Source organism: Actinomadura fibrosa, assembly GCF_900659615.1.
Classification (GTDB): Bacteria; Actinomycetota; Actinomycetes; order Streptosporangiales; family Streptosporangiaceae; genus Spirillospora; species Spirillospora fibrosa.
The window spans coordinates 1-17,277 of the sequence record NZ_CAACUY010000195.1; the positions used below are offsets into that span (position 1 = coordinate 1).

Here is a 17,277-nt window from a genome sequence, read left to right on the forward strand (position 1 = left end):
CGCGCTCGGCGCCGACCGGCTCGTCCTGCTCACCGCGGCGCCGGGCCTGCTGCGCGACGCCCGGGACGAGGCCACCTTCCTGGACCGCTGCGCGCTGCCCCACGAGGGGCCGGTGCCGCACGCGGCGACCGGCGGCATGCACCGCAAGCTCGTCGCGGCCCGCGAGGCCCTGCTCGCGGGCGTCCCCCGGGTGTCGGTCTGCGACGGCCGGGTGCCCCGCCCGGTCACCGCCGCCCTGGCCGGCGCCGGCACGACACTGGAGATCGCATGAGCACACCCGTCGACCTGCTGCACGCCATGCTGTCCATCCCCTCGCCGTCCGGCCGGGAGGACGAGCTGGCGCGCTTCCTGGAGAAGGCCATGAACGACCTCGGCATGGCCGCCCGCCGCGACGGGGCCGGCAACGTCATCGGCGACATCGGCGCGGGGAAGGGCCCGGTGGTGATGCTGCTCGGCCATCTCGACACCGTCGACCGGCCGCTGCCGGTGCGCCGCGAGCGCGGCCGGCTGACCGGCCGCGGCGCCGCCGACGCCAAGGGCCCGCTCGCGGCGATGATCACCGCCGCGGCGGCCCGGCCGTCGTTCCCCGGCACGATCCGCGTCGCCGGGGCGGTCGAGGAGGAGCGGCTCTCCCGGGGCGGCGAGCACCTGGCGCGCACCGTCGCGCCGCCCGACGCGCTCCTCATCGGCGAGCCGAGCGGCTGGTCCCGGGTGGTGCTGGGCTACAAGGGCAAGATCGACATCGAGTACCGGGTGACCCGTCCCGCGACCCACTCCACCAACCCCGTCGCCAAGGCCAGCGAGGTCGCGGTGGCGTTCTGGCACGGGCTCCTCGAAGCGCTCGGCCCCGAACGCGACCACGGCGCCTACGGCCTGCCCGCCGCCACCCTGCGCGGCGTCCACGGCGACGCGACCGAGGCCCGCCTCGACATCGACTGCCGCGTCCCGCCCGGATTCGACGCCGCGGCCCTGGCCGGGCGGCTGCGCCTCCTCGCGGACGGCGGCGAGGTCACCGTCGTCCGGCACGTCCCCGCGGTGCGGAGCGCCCGCTCCGACCCGGCCGTGCGGGCGGTCACGGCCGCCATCCGCCGGCACGGCGGGACGCCCCGGCCGATCCTCAAGACCGGCACGTCCGACATGAACACCGTCGCGCCCCACTGGAGCGTGCCCATGGCGGCGTACGGCCCGGGTGACGGCTCCCTGGACCACGGCGACGACGAGCACATCGAGATCGCCGAGTACCTGAAGGGCGTGGACGTGCTCACCACCGCGCTCGACGAGCTGGCCGCCGCCTTATGATCGGTTCCGCCCGCGTCGTCCCGGAGTGAGAGGTCCGCGCCGCATGCCGACGTTCACCGCCACCGACGGCGTCGAGATCGCCTACCGCGTCTGGGAGTGCGACTCCGACCTGCCGCTGGTCCTGCTGCACCACGGGTTCATCGCCGACGGCCGGACGAACTGGGAGGTCACGGGCGTCGTCGCCGCGCTGACCGCGGCCGGCCGCCGGGTCGCCGCCATCGACGCCCGCGGGCACGGCGCGTCCGGCAAGCCCCACGACCCGGCCCGCTACGGCGAGGCGCGCATGGCCGAGGACGTCGGGACGCTGGTCGACCTGCTCGGCGAGCCCCGCTACGACCTCGCCGGCTACTCGATGGGCGCCGTCGTGTCGCTGCTCGCCGCGGCCCGCGACCGGCGCGTCCGCCGCCTGGCCGTCGGGGGAGTGGGCGCCGCGGTGGTCGAGCTCGGCGGCGTGGACACCCGCGTCATCCGCGCCGAGGCGCTCCGGAGCGCGCTGCTCACCGACGACCCGGCCTCGATCACCGACCAGGGCGCCGCCGACTTCCGCGCCTTCGTCGACGCGATCGGCGGCGACCGGACCGCGCTGGCCGCGCAGGCCGCGTCGGTGCACGACCGGCCGATCGCGCTCGGCGCCATCGAGGCCCCGACGCTCGTCCTGGCGGGCGTGGACGACCCCCTGGCCGCCCGTCCCGAGGTCCTCGCGCGAGCGATCCCCGGGGCGACCCTGCGCACGGTCCCCGGCGACCACCTGGGGGCGGTGGCGGACCCGGCGTTCGCCAAGGAACTGGTCGCCTTCCTCAACGCCGGACCGGATGCCTGACGCCGGTCAGCCGCCGGCAGGGCCGGTCAGGCGTTGGCGAGCAGCGGGCGGTGTCGCTCCATCAGGTCGGTGATCGGCCGGGCCGGGCGGCCGGTCAGCTCCCGCACGGTGTCGGTGAGCGGTTCGCCGAACCCGGCGCGCAGCGCCACGCCGAACGAGACGATCATGCCGCGCACGTCGTCGGGCACCCCCGCCTCCCGCAGCTGGGCGTCGAGGACCTCGTCGTCCACGCTCACGTAGCCGACGGGACGGCCGGAGACCCGGGCGGCGAGCGCGGCGATGTCGGCGAAGCTGAGCAGCTCGGGACCGGTGACGTCGTAGGTCCTGCCCTCGTGGCCGGACGACGTCAGGACCGCCGCGGCGACGGCGGCGCAGTCGTCGCGGTGGACGAAGGCCCCCTTGGCGTGGTCGGTGTTGTCCACCAGCGTCCCGCGGGCGATCGCCGGCGGGAGGATCTGCGTGACCGGGGTCTCGGCGTACAGGCCGTTGCGCAGGTAGGTCACGTCGAGCCCGGACGCGTCCAGCAGCTCGTGGGTGCGCAGGTGGTCGGGCACGACCGTGGACGGGCACGCCGGGTCGACCATGATGTAGGACGTGTAGACGATGTGCCGCACCCCGGCCGCGGCGGCGGCCTCCACGGCGTTGCGATGCTGGGTGACGCGATGGCCGAGCTCGTGCAGGCTGACGAGCAGCAGCCGGGTGGCGCCCTCGAACGCCGCGGGCAGCGATTCCGGCTCGTCGTAATCGCCGTACCGGACGGTCACGCCGCGGCGTGCGAACTCGGCGAGCGCGCCGGGATTCCTGGTGACGAGGATGACGTCGTCGGCGGACGTCCGCTCCAGCGCATAAACGGCGGTGGCCTTGGCGAGCGCCCCGGACGCGCTGGCGATGGCGATTCTCATCACGTTCCCCGATCGTTCGATTACGGGATGCGAGTGCTTCGGGTTTCTTTCGGCATTAACCGCCGGGCCGGGCAGCCGTCACGTTAGACTATTCACCCCCGCCGCCGCTAGAAATGGGGAGTTCCACGAGCGTGCCGTCCCCACGAGAAGAGAGTCCGGGAAGCCGGCCGGGGGACGAGGCACGCGCGCTGCTCGTCGACGCGGCCCATCCCTCGCCCGCCCGGGTCTACGACTACCTGCTGGGCGGCAAGGACAACTTCGCCGCCGACCGCATCGCCGCCGACAAGATCGAAGAGGCCTTCCCGGCCATTCGCATCGGCGCTCAGGAGAACCGCAGATTCCTGCTGCGCGGCGTCCGGTACCTCGCGTCCCAGGTGGGGATCCGGCAATTCCTGGACATCGGCACCGGCATTCCCACTCCGCCGAACGTGCACGAGGTCGTGCAGGCCATCACCCCTTCGGCGCGCGTCGCCTACGTCGACAACGACCCGGTCGTGATGGTGCACGCGCGCGCTTTGATGACGTCCGATCCGCGGGGCGAAGTGGGCTATCTGGAAGCCGACGTCCGCAGGCCGGAATTCATCATCGGCAGCAGGCTCGTCCGCGAGGTGCTGGATTTCGAGGAGCCCATCGCGCTGCTGATGAGCGCCGTTCTGCACTTCATCACGGACGACCAGGGACCCGAGCGGATCATCCGGACCTTCATCGAGGCGCTGCCGCCGGGCAGCCACGTCCTGGCCACGCACGTCACCGACGAGCACGAGCCCCGGCTGCGCTCGGCCACGGCCCGGTACCGGGACGACGGCGTGCGCACGCGGCCCCGGTCCGCCGCCGAGTTCGAGCGGCTGGTCTTCACCGGCCAGGGGCTCGAACTCGTCCCGCCCGGCGTGGTCCTGGTGTCGGAGTGGCGCCGCGACCCGGCCGAACCGCCCCCGCCGGCACCCGCCCAGGTGTCCGCCTACGGCGGCCTGGCCGTGCTTCCGCCCGGCGCTCCGTCCGGCGCCTGATGACGTGCCCGGGACGCCCGCCGGCCGCACCCGGTCGGGATCCTCGCAGGAAGCGCGAAGGCGCACGGACGGTTTCAGATCGTTTCGCGGGGTAGTCGGAGGGACGGTCAACGCTGGGTCCGTTCCGTATGTCGGTCGGTGATGGAGGGAAACCGTGCCTGAGTGGCTGCTGGCGGGAGGGTGGGGCCTGTTGGCGGGCTCGGCGCTGGTGATGGGCGCGCTGGTCGGCTACCTGATGCCGATCCCGGCGCGGGTGGTCGCCACCGTGATGGCCTTCGGCAGCGGCGTCCTGCTGTCGGCGGTCTCGTTCGAGCTGATCGCCGAGGCGCACGAGCGGGGCGGGCTCGGGCCGACGGTGCTCGGCGCCGTGGCCGGCGCGGCGCTGTACGCCGGCGCGAACGTCCTGCTGGCCTGGCGCGGGGCGCGGCACCGCAAGCGGTCGGCGGGCCAGCAGCCCACGGAGGAGCAGCAGCCCGGATCGGGGACCGCGATCGCGCTGGGCGCGCTGCTGGACGGCGTGCCCGAGTCGATCGTCATCGGGACGAGCCTGCTGGGCGGCGGCGCCGTCAGCCTGGTCACCGTCGTCGCGGTGTTCATCAGCAACGTGCCGGAGGGGCTGTCCAGCGCGTCCGGGATGCGCCGCGCGCACCGGAGCCGCCGGTACGTGTTCGGCCTGTGGGGCGGCATCGCGGTGATCAGCGGCCTGGCGGCCGTCCTGGGCTACACGGTGCTCGGCGGCGCGTCCGCCGGGGTCCTGGCCGCCATCACCGCGCTCGCCGGCGGCGCGATCCTCACCATGATCGCCGACACGATGATCCCCGAGGCGTACGAGGACGCCCACGTACTGACCGGCCTGATCACGGTGGCGGGCTTCCTCACCGCCTTCGCCCTCTCCCAGGCCTGACCGGTGGTGAGGGACGCGCGGCCGCCGGGGACCGGACCGCGGCCGCCGATGCCGCCCGGCGCCCTGATGCCCCGCTCAGGGCCCGAGGCCGCGTCCGCCGTCCACGACGATGCGCTGGCCGGTGATGAAGCCCGCCGCCTCGGAGGCGAGGAAGGCGACGGCGTGCGCGACGTCCTCGGGCGTTCCCATGCGTCCGGCGGGGACGGTGGCCAGGTAGGCGTCCCGGACCTCGGGAGGGACGCCGTCGTGGCGCTCGACGGGCACGAAACCGGGGGCGACGGCGTTCACGGTGATGCCGTCGGGGGCGAGTTCCCGCGCCCAGGCGCGGGCGAGGCCGATCTGCCCGCCCTTCGCGGCGGCGTAGGCGGACCGGCCCGGCGGCGGCCGGTCGGCGACCTCCGAGTCGATCTGGACGATCCGGCCGTGGCGCCTCGCCCGCATCCCGGGGATCACGGCGCGGCCCAGGAGGACCGGGCTCCTGACGAAGAAGGCGAGCTGCGCCAGGTGGTCGTCCCATGACACGTCGAGCAGCGGGGCCTCCGGCTGCGGGCCGGTCGCGTTCACGACCAGGACGTCGATGCCGCCCAGGCGCTCGGTGACGTCCGCCACCAGGGCGGCGACCTGCCACTCGTCGGTGACGTCGGCGGCGAACGCCTCGGCCGTGCCGCCGAGGGCGCGGGCGGCGTCCGCCAGGCGCGCGTCCCCGGGCGGCCCGTTGACGGCGACGGCGAGGCCGTCGGCGGCCAGGCGGTGCGCGATCGCTCGTCCCAGCCCTCGCGAGCTGCCGGTCACCAGGGCGACCCGTCTGCCGGATGCGGGCATGCCCGCATCCTCGCCGGTGCGCGGGGACGTCCAGGGCATCTCGGGGAAAGTGGAGCGCTTCCTAGTCTTGACTGGTTCCAGACTGGGGGGCCAGGCTGTGGGCGTGGTCACCACCTCGGACCTCCGGCAGATGCTGCGCGGAGCCGCACTGCGCGCGACCCGCCCGCGGGTCGCGGTGCTCGGCGCGGTGCACGCCCACCCCCACGCCGGCACCGACCTGATCTTCGATGCCGTGCGCGGGGAGCTTCCGGCGGTGTCCCGGCAGGCCGTGTACGACTCGCTGCACGCGCTGACGGCCGCGGGGCTGGTGCGGCGCATCCAGCCGGCCGGGTCCGTGGCGCGCTACGAGGCGCGGACCGGGGACGGCCACCACCACCTCGTGTGCCGGTCGTGCGGCGCCATCGCCGACGTCGACGGCGCCGCCGGCGAGGCGCCCTGCCTGACCGCGCCCGGCGATCGCGGCTTCTCGGTCGACGAGGCCGAGGCCATCTACTGGGGCCTGTGTCCCGCCTGCTCGACCCCGGGAAATTCCTGATCACCCCGCTCCCCTGGAGGGAAAACACATGTCCGAGAACAACGAGACCGTCGCCCCGACGCAAGCCGAGGGCGAAGGCGGCTGCCCGGTGGCGCACCGGCGGGCCCTCCACCCCACCCAGGGAGGCGGCAACCGCGGCTGGTGGCCGGACCGGCTCAACCTGAAGCTGCTCGCCAAGAACCCGCCGATGACCAACCCGCTGGGTGAGGACTTCAACTACGCCGAGGCGTTCAACAGCCTCGACCTGCCCGCGGTGAAGCAGGACATCGCGCAGGTCCTCACCGACTCGCAGGACTGGTGGCCGGCCGACTTCGGCAACTACGGGCCGCTGATCATCCGCATGGCGTGGCACAGCGCCGGCACCTACCGCGTCAGCGACGGCCGCGGCGGCGCCGGGGCCGGGCAGCAGCGGTTCGCGCCGCTCAACAGCTGGCCGGACAACGCCAGCCTCGACAAGGCCCGCCGCGTCCTGTGGCCCGTCAAGAAGAAGTACGGCCGGAAGATCTCGTGGGCCGACCTGATGATCCTGGCCGGCAACGTCGCGCTGGAGACCATGGGCCTGAAGACCTTCGGCTTCGCCGGCGGCCGCGAGGACGCCTGGGAGGCCGACGAGGACGTCTTCTGGGGCCCCGAGACCGGCTGGCTGGACGACGAGCGCTACAGCGGCGACCGGGAGCTGGAGAAGCCCCTGGCCGCGGTGCAGATGGGCCTCATCTACGTCAACCCGGAGGGCCCGAACGGCAACCCGGACCCGCTCGCCGCGGCCCGCGACATCCGCGAGACGTTCAAGCGGATGGCGATGAACGACGAGGAGACGGTCGCGCTGATCGCGGGCGGCCACACCTTCGGCAAGACCCACGGCGCCGCCCCGGCGGACGCCATCGGCCCCGAGCCCGAGGGCTCCCCGCTGGAGGACCAGGGCCTCGGCTGGAAGAGCACGCACGGCACCGGCAAGGGCCGCGACTCCCACACGAGCGGCCTGGAGGTCACCTGGACCCCCACCCCGACCACGTGGGACAACAGCTTCTTCGAGACCCTCTTCGGCTACGAGTGGGAGCTGACCAAGAGCCCGTCCGGGGCGAACCAGTGGAAGCCGAAGGGCGACGCCGGGGCCAACACCGTCCCGGACCCCGAGGACGGCACGCTCAACCGCCAGCCGGGCATGCTGACGACCGACCTGTCGCTGCGGTTCGACCCGATCTACGAGCCGATCTCGCGGCGGTTCAAGGACAACCCCGAGGAGTTCGCGGACGCCTTCGCCCGCGCCTGGTTCAAGCTGACCCACCGCGACATGGGCCCGATCCAGCGCTACCTCGGCCCCGAGGTCCCGTCCGAGACGCTGATCTGGCAGGACCCGGTGCCCGCGGTGGACCACGAGCTCGTCGACGCCGAGGACGTCGCCGCCCTCAAGGCCCGGCTCCTCGACTCCGGCCTGTCGGTCGCCCAGCTCGTCACCACCGCGTGGGCGTCGGCGGCGTCGTTCCGCGGCACCGACAAGCGCGGCGGCGCCAACGGCGCGCGCATCCGGCTGGAGCCGCAGCGGAGCTGGGAGGTCAACAACCCCGACCAGCTCCGGACCGTGCTGCGCACCCTGGAGGAGGTCCAGGAGGCGTTCAACGCCGAGCAGACCGGCGGCAAGAAGATCTCCCTGGCCGACCTGATCGTGCTCGGCGGCTGCGCCGGCGTCGAGAAGGCCGCCAAGGACGCCGGCTACGAGATCGAGGTGCCGTTCACGCCGGGACGCACGGACGCGTCCCAGGAGGAGACCGACGTCGAGTCGTTCGAGGTGATGGAGCCCACGCACGACGGGTTCCGCAACTACCTCATGAAGGGCAACATCCTGCCGGGCGAGTTCCTGCTCATCGACCGGGCGAACCTGCTCACGCTGAGCGCGCCCGAGATGACCGTCCTGCTCGGCGGCCTGCGCGCCATCGGCGTGAACGACGGCCAGTCGAACCTGGGCATCCTCACCGACCGGCCCGGGGCGCTGACCAACGACTTCTTCGTCAACCTGCTCGACATGGGCACGGTGTGGAAGGCGACGAACGAGGACAGCGAGACCTTCGAGGGCCGCGACGCGTCGGGCAACGTCCGGTGGACCGGCAGCCGCGCCGACCTCGTGTTCGGCTCGAACTCCGAGCTGCGCGCGGTCGCGGAGGTCTACGCCAGCGACGACGCGGGTGAGAAGTTCGTCGAGGACTTCGTCGCCGCGTGGGACAAGGTGATGAACCTCGACCGGTACGACCTCGCGGGCCACTCCGTCTGACCCCGGGGAGTTGCCCCGACGTCCGGGCCGGTCCGTGAAGGGCCGGCCCGGACGCCGTTTCCGACCGGACGGGTCAGCGCTTCTGGCAGCGGGGGCACAGCCCCCAGAACGTGACGTCGGCCTCGTCCACGAGGAAGCCCGCGTCGTCGGCCGGGTCCAGGCACGGCGGATGCCCCACGACGCAGTCGACGTCCCTGATCGCTCCGCAGTTCCGGCACACCAGGTGGTGGTGGTTGTCGCCGACGCGCCCCTCGAACCGGGCCGGGCTGCCGGCGGGCTCGATGCGGCGGACGAGCCCCGCCGCGGTCAGCGCGTGCAGCGCCTCGTACACGGCCTGCACGGAGATGTGGCCGACCCGCTCGCGCACCCCGGAGGCGATCGCCTCGACGTCGAGGTGGTCGCCGTCCCGGACGGTCTCCAGCAGCGCGACCCGGGCGGCCGTCACCCGCAGGCCGGCACCGCGCAACTGCTCGGCGGACGTCGGTGGCTCGGATGCCGTCATGCCATCGAACGTACCCATATAAACGCGAACTACTTAAGACAACGAACGCCGCAAGCGTCCCGCCCCGATGCGCGCCGCCCGGTCCGGCCTGGTTGGATGCGGGATCATGGAAGAGATCCAGTATCGGGCGTCCTTCGACGCCGTCGTCCGCTTCAGCAACGGCGGGGACCTGGCGGTGCACGGCTTCCGGGTCGACGTCCCCTCCGCCGACACCGGCGAGGAGGAGATCGGCGCCCTGTTCGTGGCCTCGCTCGGGCTGCTGATGACCGGTTCGGTGGAGCTCAGCAACGTCGAGGTCTTCGCCGAACCCCACAAGGGGACGCGGGGCGGGCCGTCCGACCGTCCGGCCCCGGACGCGCCGGCCGGGCGGTTCGTGGAGCTGGGCCACGTGATCCGCGAGGGCATGGTGACCTACCCCGGGCTGCCCGCCCCGGTCATCACCCCGTACCTCACCCGGGAGGCGTCCCGGGACCGCTACGCGCCGGCCACCGAGTTCCAGATGGACACCATCACCATCTGCGGCAACACCGGGACCTACCTGGACGCCCCGTTCCACCGCTACGCCGATGGCGGCGACCTCGCCTCCGTCGGGCTGGAGCAGACCGTGGACCTGCCCGCCACGGTGGTCAGGGTGGGCGGCGCCGACGGCCTCGGCGTCGACGTCGGCGCGCTGGCCGGCCTGGACGTCCGGGGCGCGGCCGTCCTGCTGCACACCGGCGACTCGGCCCGCTTCGGCACGCCGGCCTACGCCGAGGACCGGCACTTCCTGACCCGGGCGGGCGCCGAATGGCTGGTGGCGCAGGGCGCCGCGCTGGTCGGCATCGACGCGCTGAACATCGACGACACCGCCGACGGCGAGCGTCCCGCGCACACGGTGCTCCTGGCCGCGGGCATCCCGGTGGTCGAGCACCTCACCGGCCTCGACCAGTTGCCGCCCACGGGGGCGAGGTTCACCGCGGTCCCGCTGCGGATCGCGGACTTCGGCACCGTCCCGGTCCGCGCGTTCGCCCGCCTCCCCGCCTAGAGCGCCGAGGGCCGCCCATGGTGCGGGTGACCCTCACCACTACCCATTTAGTTGACGTGTCACCTATCCGCTCGTACGGTGGTTGACGCTTGAACTACTGGAGCGGAAGGGCAGAACCATGGGACAACTTGAGGGGAAGACGGCCGTCGTCACGGGCGGCACCAGCGGCATCGGGCTGGCCGCGGCCCGCCGGTTCGCGCAGGAGGGCGCCCAGGTCGTCATCACCGGACGGCGCAAAGAGGTCCTGGACGAGGCCGTCGCCGCCATCGGCGGATCGGTCATCGCGGTCCAGGCCGACAGCGCCGACCTGGCGGACCTGGACCGCCTCTACGCAACCATCGCCGACCGGGGCCTGCGCGTGGACGTGCTGTTCGCCAACGCGGGCGGCGGCGAGTTCGCCACGCTCGACCAGGTCACCGAGGAGCACTTCGACGCCACCTTCGGCACGAACGTGAAGGGCGTGCTGTTCACCGTCCAGAAGGCGCTGCCGCTGCTCAACGACGGCGCGTCGGTGATCCTGACCGGCTCCACCGCCGCGACGACGGGCGGCGAGGCGTTCGGCGTCTACGCCGCGTCCAAGGCGGCGGTGCGCTCCTTCTCGCGCACCTGGGCCAACGAGCTCAGGGGCCGCGGCATCCGCGTCAACACGCTCGTGCCCGGCCCGATCGAGACGCCCGGCGTCAACGGGCTCGCCCCCGACGACGAGCAGGCCGCGCGGCTGCGGGACCAGCTGGCCGGCACCGTGCCGCTGGGCCGCATGGGCCGCCCCGAGGAGGTGGCCTCCGTCGCCGTCTTCCTCGCCTCGTCCGAGAGCAGCTTCGTCACCGGCACCGAGCTCTACGTCGACGGCGGCGCCAACCAGGTCTGACCCGCGCGCACCGGCCCGGCCGACCCCCGCCCTCGGGGGACGGGGTGCGTGATACGTCAACATCCCCGTACGGTGGGATCATGAGCGCGGATCCCCGCTGGCTGACGGCGACCGAGGAGCGGGCGTGGCGCGGCCTGCTGAGAATGCACGACCTGCTGGTCGACCGGGCCGGTCGGTCGATGCAGGAGGGCTTCGGCCTGTCCGCCGCCGACTACACGGTCCTGGCCGAGCTGACCCGGGCGCCCGGGGACCGGCTGCGCGTCCAGGAGCTCGCGGGCGTCCTGGACTGGGAGAAGAGCAGGCTCTCCCACCACCTCACCCGCATGGCGAAGCGCGGCCTGGTCGTCCGCGAGGAGTGCGCCGACGACAGGCGCGGAGCGTTCGTGGTGGTCACCCCCGCGGGGCGGGAGGCGATCGAGGCCGCCGCCCCGCGCCATGTCGAGGACGTCCGCCGCTACTTCCTGAACCACCTCACCCCCGGGCAGATCACCCTGCTCGCGGAGATCGCGGACACCGTTATCGAGAACAACAAGCACCGCTGAGCGCGGAGCCGCGTCGTGCTCGGCGGCTCCTCCCGGCACACCGTATGGAACGTTCCTGAACTTGGGACGTCCGAATTGATGCAAAACAGACCGGTTTTATATGCTAAGCTCCTGCGTGTCACGAGTTCCAGCGCCAAGCCCCGGCTTGCTGGGCGGCAACCCTCCGACCGCGGTGGGGTGCTCCGGGTGAGGACACGGTCGTCCGCCGGACATGCGACGACAAGCGCGGATCCGCAAGGCCGCGTTCCCCGCGCTCGCGGTTCCCCGTGTTCGCGGGGGACGGTGACGTGCGCACGCGCACGCCCATCGCTGTGCCGGCCCGGACTTGAAGGAGTGGGACGTGGGAAGGCGATCGGCGCTCGCCGCCATCGGGACGGTGGCGCTGCTGGCGGCTACGGCGTGCGGGGTGGACACCGCGGACACCGGCGGCTCGGGCAAAGGCGGCGGGGAACTGACCGTGACGGTGTTCTCCGGGCCGTGGCAGGACCTGTTCGAGAAGTCGTTCGTCGAGCCGTTCGAGAAGGAGACCGGCGCCAAGGTCAACCTCGTCCCGGGGGCGAACGCCGAGTGGCTCACCAAGCTGCGCGCGGCGGGCGGCAAGAACCCGCCGTTCGACCTCGTGGTGCTGACGCCCGACGCGGCCCGCCCGGCCGTCGCCGGGAAGCTGGTCAAGCCGCTGGACACCGCGAAGGTGAGCCACTGGGCCGACCTCGACCCGGTGCAGATCGAGAAGAACACGGTGTCCGGGAGCAGCTACGGCGTCCCGCTGACCATCGGCTCGACCGGCCTGCTCTACCGCACCGACAAGGTCGGGAAGGCGCCGGCCGACTGGCAGGACATCTTCAGCAAGGAGTACTGCGGGCACGTGGCGCTCCCGCCGCTGACCTACAACCCGGGCCTGGAGTTCTTCAGCGCGCTGGTGACCGGCCAGGGCGGGAGGTTGTCGAATCCCGCGGACGTCGACAGGGCGTTCAACCAGCTCAAGCGGCTGAAGGGCTGCGTCTCGTCCTACCCGGCGAACGCGACGGCCGTGCAGAGCGCCATCCAGAACGGCGAGTCGTGGGTGGTGCCGTACTGGGACGGGCGGGCCATCGCCATGGCGCAGGCCGGCGGCAAGATCGGCTTCACCTATCCGAGGTCCGGCGCGGTCGGCGCGCTGAGCAGCTACTTCGTGGCCTCGGGCAGCGCGAAGTCGGACCTGGCCTACAAGTTCCTCGGGTACATCACGGACCCGGCCCACCAGAAGGTCTTCGCCGAGGGCAACTGGTACGCGGGCTCCAACACGAGGATCGACTACAGCCCCGCGTTCAAGGCGAAGATCAAGTACGGGACCGACGTGTACCGGAAGTTCAACTGGGTCGACTACAACGTCGCGACCCCCAAGCTCAACGAATGGCAGCAGCGGTGGAACGAGATCTTCCGCTGACCGGCGCGCCGCCCGCGGGCCCCCCGGCCGCAGACGCCCCGCCCGCGGGCGCGGAGGCCGCGGGCGCCGCCGCCGGGCACGTCGAGATCGAGGGTCTGGCCGCCGGCTACGACGGCCACCGCGTCCTGGACCTGGACCGGCTGTCGGTGCGCCGCGGCGAGTTCCTGTCGATCCTCGGGCCGAGCGGCTGCGGGAAGACGACGCTGCTGAACGCGATCGCCGGGTTCGTGGCGCCCGATACCGGCCGCATCCTGGTGGACGGCGCCGACATCACCGGCCTGCCGCCGCACCGGCGCGAGCTGGGCATGGTGTTCCAGAACTACGCGCTGTTCCCGCACCTGTCCGTCGCGGGCAACGTCGCCTACGGGCTGCGCGTCCACCGCGTCCCCAAGCGGGAGCGGGCGGAGCGGGTGGCCGAGGCGCTGCGCCTGGTCGGCCTGGAGGAGTTCGCCGGACGGCGTCCGCGGGCGCTGTCCGGCGGCCAGCAGCAGCGGGTGGCGATCGCCCGGGCGCTGGCGACCCGTCCGGCGGTGCTGCTGCTGGACGAGCCGCTGTCGAACCTCGACGCCAAGCTCCGCCGGGAGATGCGCGTGGAGCTCCGCAAGATCCAGCGGAGCGTCGGCACGACGATGGTGTTCGTGACGCACGACCAGGAGGAGGCGCTGTCGCTGTCGGACCGCATCGCGGTGCTGAACGGCGGCAGGCTGGAGCAGCTCGGCACCCCGGACGAGGTCTACCGGCGGCCAGCGAGCCGTTTCGTGGCGCAGTTCATCGGCGCCGCGAACGTGCTGGAGGGGACGGTCCGCGACGACGGCTCGCTGGACGTCGGCGGCGCCGCGGTGGCGACCGGCCTGCCGGACCCGGTGCCCGGCCGGGAGGCGGTCGTGGCCGTCCGGCCCGAGCGGATCCGGCTGTCGCCCGCCGCCGGCGCGGCCGGCCCGGCGGCCGGCGTGACCGGCACCGTCTCCTACCGCGCGTTCACGGGCGACGCCTGGCAGGTCGAGGTCCGGACGGCGGGCGGTCTCGTGCTCACCGTCCGCGTCGCCGACAGCGGGGCGGGCGGCGCCGACCCGCCGGGGACCGGCACGGCCGTCACCGCGAGCTGGGACCCCGCCGACCTGATCGTCCTGGAGCCGGGGGCGGGGCGGTAGCGATGGCGCACATCCCGACCGCGGGACGGCGGGCGCGGTGGCGCGGCGCGGTGTACACGGTGCCGCTGCTGGTCTTCCTCCTCGCGCTGTTCGTCGCGCCGCTCGTGCGGCTCCTCCAGCTCAGCCTCCGTCCGGTGGACGGGAACAACGCGGCGCTGCCCGGCTACACCGGCCACCAGTACGTCCGCGTGCTCACCGAGCCGTTCTTCTACGAGGCGCTCGTCCGGACCATCGTCACCGCCGCGCTGGTGACGGTGCTGTGCGTCGTCCTCGCCTACCCGGCGGCGTACGCGCTCGCGCGGCGGCGGCCGGGGCTGGTGCGGACGCTGCTGTTCGTCGTCGTGCTGTCGCCGCTGCTGACGAGCGTCGTGGTGCGCAGCTACGGCTGGGTAGTGCTGCTCGGCGCGAACGGGCCGGTGAACCGGACGCTCGTCGGGATCGGCGTGCTCGACCAGCCCGCGCATCTGCTGACCAGCTACTCGGCGGTCGTGGTGTCGGTGACGCACGTGCTGCTGCCGTTCGCGATCGTCCCGCTGACGACGGCGCTGGGCGGGCTCGACCGGGACGTCCTGCGGGCGTCGCGGATCCTCGGCGCCGGTCCGGTGCGGACGTTCGCGCGGGTCACCGTGCCGCTGAGCCTGCCGGGCGCCCTGAGCGGCGCGCTGGTGGTCTTCGCGCTCGCGATGGGCATCTACATCACCCCGCTGCTGGTCGGCGGCGCGAACCAGCCGCTGGCCGGCATCCGCGTCTACGACCAGATCTCGACGGTCTTCGACTTCCCGGTGGCCGCCGCGCTGAGCTTCGTGCTGCTGCTGATCACGGTGCTGTGCACGACCGGGCTCGGCGCCGCCTTCCGCACCTGGGAGCGCCGACTCCATGGCTGACACCCGCAGGCCCGAGACCCGGCCGGCCGGCCCCCGGCCCACCCCCGTGCCCCGGCGCAGGTTCCCGGCGGACCGGGCGGCGTCCCTCGCCGGGCGCCTGCTGGCAGCGCTCGTGTTCCTGTTCCTGGTCGCGCCGCTGGTGGTGCTGGTCGTCAGCTCGTTCAACCCGGCCGCCTCGGTGGCCTTCCCGCCGCACGGCTTCTCGACGCGCTGGTACGAGCAGGTCCTCGGCTCGCGCGACTGGCTGGTCTCGTTCCAGCTCAGCGGCCTGCTGGTGCTGCTCGTCGTGCCCACCGTCGCGGTGATCGGCACGCTCGCGGCCTACGGGCTGGCGCGCGGCTCCTTCCCCGGACGCGGCGCCCTGCACGCGCTCGCGCTGTCGCCGCTGATGGCGCCGGAGATCATCACGGCGCTCGGGCTGCTGTACTACTTCCAGGGCATCGGGCTGATCGACTCGGTCCCGGCGCTGTGGCTGGCGCACTCGCTGATCGCGCTGCCGTACGCCGTCCGCGCCGTGATGGTCAGCGCCGCCGGGCTCGACCCGGCGCTGGAGCGGGCGGCGGCGAGCCTCGGCGCGAGCGACGTGCGGGTCCTCCTCACCGTCACGCTGCCGCTGCTGCGCCCCGGCATCCTCGCCGGCGCGCTGCTCGCCGCGGTCACCTCGCTCGGCGAGGTGGCGGTCACCGCGCTGGTCGCGGGCGCGCACACCACCACCGTCCCGCTGCGCGTGTTCTCGTCGGCGCAGTTCGAGCTCGACCCGTCGGTGGCGGCGGTGTCGAGCCTGCTCATGCTCGCGAGCGTGGTCGTGATGGTGGTGGCCGACAGGTTCGCGAAGATCTCGGAGGTACTGTGACCGGCGGCCCGGAACCCGGCGCCCGGGTGGGCATCGACGTGGGCGGGACGTTCACCGACCTCGTCCTGACCGTCCCGGCGGACGGGCGCGTCCTGCACCACAAGGAGCCGAGCACCCCGGACGACCCGTCGCGGGCCGTCGCGGACGGGCTGGCGGCGATCCTGCGTTCCGCGGGGCTCGCGCCCGGCGCCCTGGCGGGAGTGGTGCACGGCACCACGATCGGGCTGAACGCGGTGATCCAGCGGCGCGGCGCCCGGATCGCACTCGTCGTGACCGAGGGCTTCCGGGACGTGCTGGAGATCGGGCGCAGCCGGATGCCGTCCTCGTTCGACCTGTACGCGGGCAAGGAGGCGCCGCTCGTCCCGCGCGAGCGCATCGTCGAGATCGGCGCGCGCCTCGGCCCGGACGGCGCCCCCACCGCCGTGCCGGACGGGGCCGAGCTCGACCGGGTGGCCGCGGAGCTGGCCGCGACGGGCGCCGAGGCGGCGGCCGTCGTGGTGCTGAACGGGTACGCGGACCCGGCGTTCGAGGAGGGCGTCGCAGCCCGCCTGCGGGACCGGCTGCCGGGGATGCGGCTGGCCGCGTCCGCCACGGTGTGGCCGGAGGTCCGCGAGTACGAGCGGACGCTGGTGGCCTGCCTCAACGCCTACATCCAGCCGCTGATGCGCGGCTACTTCGACCGGCTCGTGGAGCGCCTCGGCGCGCTCGGCGTCACCGCGCCCGTCTACATCGCCGCGTCCAACGGCGGTTCGCTGGGCCTGGCGGCCGCGGCGGACCGCCCGCTGGAGACGGTGCTGTCCGGCCCGGCGTCCGGGGTGACGGCGGCCGTGCGGCTCGCCGCCGCGGCGGGGCTCGACGACGTCGTCACCTTCGACATGGGCGGGACGAGCAGCGACATCGCCGTGGTGACGGGCGGGCGCCCCGAGTTCGCGACGCACACCACGATCGGCGGGCTGCCGCTGATCCTCCCGGTGGTGGCGGTCAGCGCGATCGGGGCGGGCGGCGGCTCCGTAGTCCGCGTCGACGAGCAGGGCGTGCTGAAGGTCGGGCCGGAGAGCGCCGGCGCCGACCCGGGTCCGGTCGCCTACCGGCGCGGCGGCACCCGGCCCACGATCACCGACTGCTACCTGGCCACCGGCGTCATCGACCCGGCGACGTTCCTCGGCGGCCGGATGGCGCTGGACGCGGACGCCTCCGCGAAGGCCCTCGGCGAGATCGCCGCGCGGCTCGGCTGGGACGGCGAGGACGCCGCCGGGCGGGCGGCGTCGGCGGCGCTCCGGGTCGCGACCGCCGGGATGGCCGCCGAACTGCGCAAGACGCTCGCGCAGCGCGGGCTGGACCCCGCGCGGTTCACGCTCGTCCCGTACGGCGGTGCCGGCCCGACCCACGCGGCCGTGCTCGCGGAGGAGGCCGGGATCGGGCACATCGTCGTGCCGCCCGCGGCCGCCACGTTCTGCGCGCTCGGCGCGGCG

The 17,277-nt window shown here is 73.7% G+C and carries 17 protein-coding genes, 1 pseudogene and 1 riboswitch; of the genes and pseudogenes, 15 read left to right on the plus strand and 3 right to left on the minus strand.

All coding sequences use genetic code 11. From position 1 onward, the window contains the following. The 3 genes and pseudogenes from E1300_RS50615 to E1300_RS37605 form a co-directional block, all read left to right on the plus strand. Nucleotides 1–271: pseudogene (locus E1300_RS50615) on the plus strand (hypothetical protein); the annotation flags it as partial. After that, nucleotides 268–1,299, plus strand: a complete 1,032-nt coding sequence (locus tag E1300_RS37600; protein WP_131761894.1) for a M20/M25/M40 family metallo-hydrolase — start codon at nucleotides 268–270, stop codon at nucleotides 1,297–1,299. The pseudogene E1300_RS50615 and the gene E1300_RS37600, both read left to right, overlap by 4 nt. 43 nt (nucleotides 1,300–1,342) lie before the next feature. After that, nucleotides 1,343–2,119 carry an alpha/beta fold hydrolase gene (locus E1300_RS37605; RefSeq protein ID WP_131761895.1) on the plus strand — a complete coding sequence of 259 codons (777 nt, stop codon included), beginning with the start codon at nucleotides 1,343–1,345 and terminating at the stop codon, nucleotides 2,117–2,119. Between the two features lie 26 nt (nucleotides 2,120–2,145). Here E1300_RS37605 and E1300_RS37610 read toward each other — a convergent pair whose 3' ends face one another. Next, on the minus strand, nucleotides 2,146–3,021 hold the full coding sequence (locus E1300_RS37610; protein WP_131761896.1) for an NAD(P)H-binding protein: 876 nt from the start codon (nucleotides 3,019–3,021) through the stop codon (nucleotides 2,146–2,148). Nucleotides 3,022–3,152: 131 nt separating this feature from the next. Here E1300_RS37610 and E1300_RS37615 point away from each other — a divergent pair, with 131 nt between their 5' ends. Together E1300_RS37615 and E1300_RS37620 are read left to right on the plus strand one after the other, a co-directional pair. Further along, on the plus strand, nucleotides 3,153–4,028 hold the full coding sequence (locus E1300_RS37615; protein WP_207400179.1) for an SAM-dependent methyltransferase: 876 nt from the start codon (nucleotides 3,153–3,155) through the stop codon (nucleotides 4,026–4,028). A 154-nt stretch (nucleotides 4,029–4,182) separates the two neighbouring features. After that, the gene (locus E1300_RS37620; protein WP_131761898.1) at nucleotides 4,183–4,932 is read left to right on the plus strand and encodes a ZIP family metal transporter; all 750 of its coding nucleotides are present in this window, start codon (nucleotides 4,183–4,185) and stop codon (nucleotides 4,930–4,932) included. 75 nt (nucleotides 4,933–5,007) lie between these two features. Here the strand turns inward: E1300_RS37620 and E1300_RS37625 are convergent, their stop codons facing one another. Beyond that, nucleotides 5,008–5,754 (minus strand): SDR family NAD(P)-dependent oxidoreductase, encoded by a 747-nt coding sequence (locus E1300_RS37625; protein ID WP_131761899.1) that lies wholly within the window; start codon nucleotides 5,752–5,754, stop codon nucleotides 5,008–5,010. A gap of 130 nt (nucleotides 5,755–5,884) precedes the next feature. On the opposite strand from E1300_RS37625, the gene E1300_RS37630 reads away from it, so the two are divergent. Together E1300_RS37630 and katG are read left to right on the plus strand one after the other, a co-directional pair. Further along, nucleotides 5,885–6,289, plus strand: coding sequence for a Fur family transcriptional regulator (locus E1300_RS37630; RefSeq protein ID WP_131761909.1), 405 nt, complete (start codon nucleotides 5,885–5,887; stop codon nucleotides 6,287–6,289). Between the two features lie 28 nt (nucleotides 6,290–6,317). Continuing rightward, nucleotides 6,318–8,555 (plus strand): catalase/peroxidase HPI, encoded by a 2,238-nt coding sequence (gene katG, locus E1300_RS37635; RefSeq protein WP_131761900.1) that lies wholly within the window; start codon nucleotides 6,318–6,320, stop codon nucleotides 8,553–8,555. 73 nt (nucleotides 8,556–8,628) lie between these two features. Here katG and E1300_RS37640 read toward each other — a convergent pair whose 3' ends face one another. Next, a complete protein-coding gene (locus E1300_RS37640) occupies nucleotides 8,629–9,057 on the minus strand; it encodes a Fur family transcriptional regulator (RefSeq protein WP_131761901.1) in 429 nt (142 codons plus the stop codon). A gap of 106 nt (nucleotides 9,058–9,163) precedes the next feature. Here E1300_RS37640 and E1300_RS37645 point away from each other — a divergent pair, with 106 nt between their 5' ends. The 8 genes from E1300_RS37645 to E1300_RS37680 form a co-directional block, all read left to right on the plus strand. Beyond that, the gene (locus E1300_RS37645; RefSeq protein WP_131761902.1) at nucleotides 9,164–10,081 is read left to right on the plus strand and encodes a cyclase family protein; all 918 of its coding nucleotides are present in this window, start codon (nucleotides 9,164–9,166) and stop codon (nucleotides 10,079–10,081) included. Nucleotides 10,082–10,199: 118 nt separating this feature from the next. Then, on the plus strand, nucleotides 10,200–10,949 hold the full coding sequence (locus tag E1300_RS37650) for an SDR family oxidoreductase (protein ID WP_131761903.1): 750 nt from the start codon (nucleotides 10,200–10,202) through the stop codon (nucleotides 10,947–10,949). Between the two features lie 80 nt (nucleotides 10,950–11,029). Next, nucleotides 11,030–11,491, plus strand: a complete 462-nt coding sequence (locus E1300_RS37655) for a MarR family winged helix-turn-helix transcriptional regulator (RefSeq protein ID WP_165503175.1) — start codon at nucleotides 11,030–11,032, stop codon at nucleotides 11,489–11,491. 116 nt (nucleotides 11,492–11,607) lie between these two features. Next, nucleotides 11,608–11,723: riboswitch (SAM riboswitch) on the plus strand. A 108-nt stretch (nucleotides 11,724–11,831) separates the two neighbouring features. Beyond that, nucleotides 11,832–12,917 (plus strand): ABC transporter substrate-binding protein, encoded by a 1,086-nt coding sequence (locus E1300_RS37660; RefSeq protein ID WP_131761904.1) that lies wholly within the window; start codon nucleotides 11,832–11,834, stop codon nucleotides 12,915–12,917. Then, entirely contained in the window at nucleotides 12,884–14,068 is a 1,185-nt protein-coding gene (locus tag E1300_RS37665) for an ABC transporter ATP-binding protein (protein ID WP_131761905.1), read from the plus strand. The genes E1300_RS37660 and E1300_RS37665 overlap by 34 nt, the downstream gene beginning before the upstream one ends. Nucleotides 14,069–14,070: 2 nt before the next feature. Further along, nucleotides 14,071–14,952 carry an ABC transporter permease gene (locus E1300_RS37670; RefSeq protein WP_131761906.1) on the plus strand — a complete coding sequence of 294 codons (882 nt, stop codon included), beginning with the start codon at nucleotides 14,071–14,073 and terminating at the stop codon, nucleotides 14,950–14,952. Continuing rightward, the gene (locus E1300_RS37675; protein ID WP_131761907.1) at nucleotides 14,945–15,805 is read left to right on the plus strand and encodes an ABC transporter permease; all 861 of its coding nucleotides are present in this window, start codon (nucleotides 14,945–14,947) and stop codon (nucleotides 15,803–15,805) included. The genes E1300_RS37670 and E1300_RS37675 overlap by 8 nt, the downstream gene beginning before the upstream one ends. Further along, on the plus strand, nucleotides 15,802–17,277 hold a 1,476-nt coding region (locus tag E1300_RS37680; RefSeq protein ID WP_131761908.1), incomplete at its 3' end, for a hydantoinase/oxoprolinase family protein. The genes E1300_RS37675 and E1300_RS37680, both read left to right, overlap by 4 nt.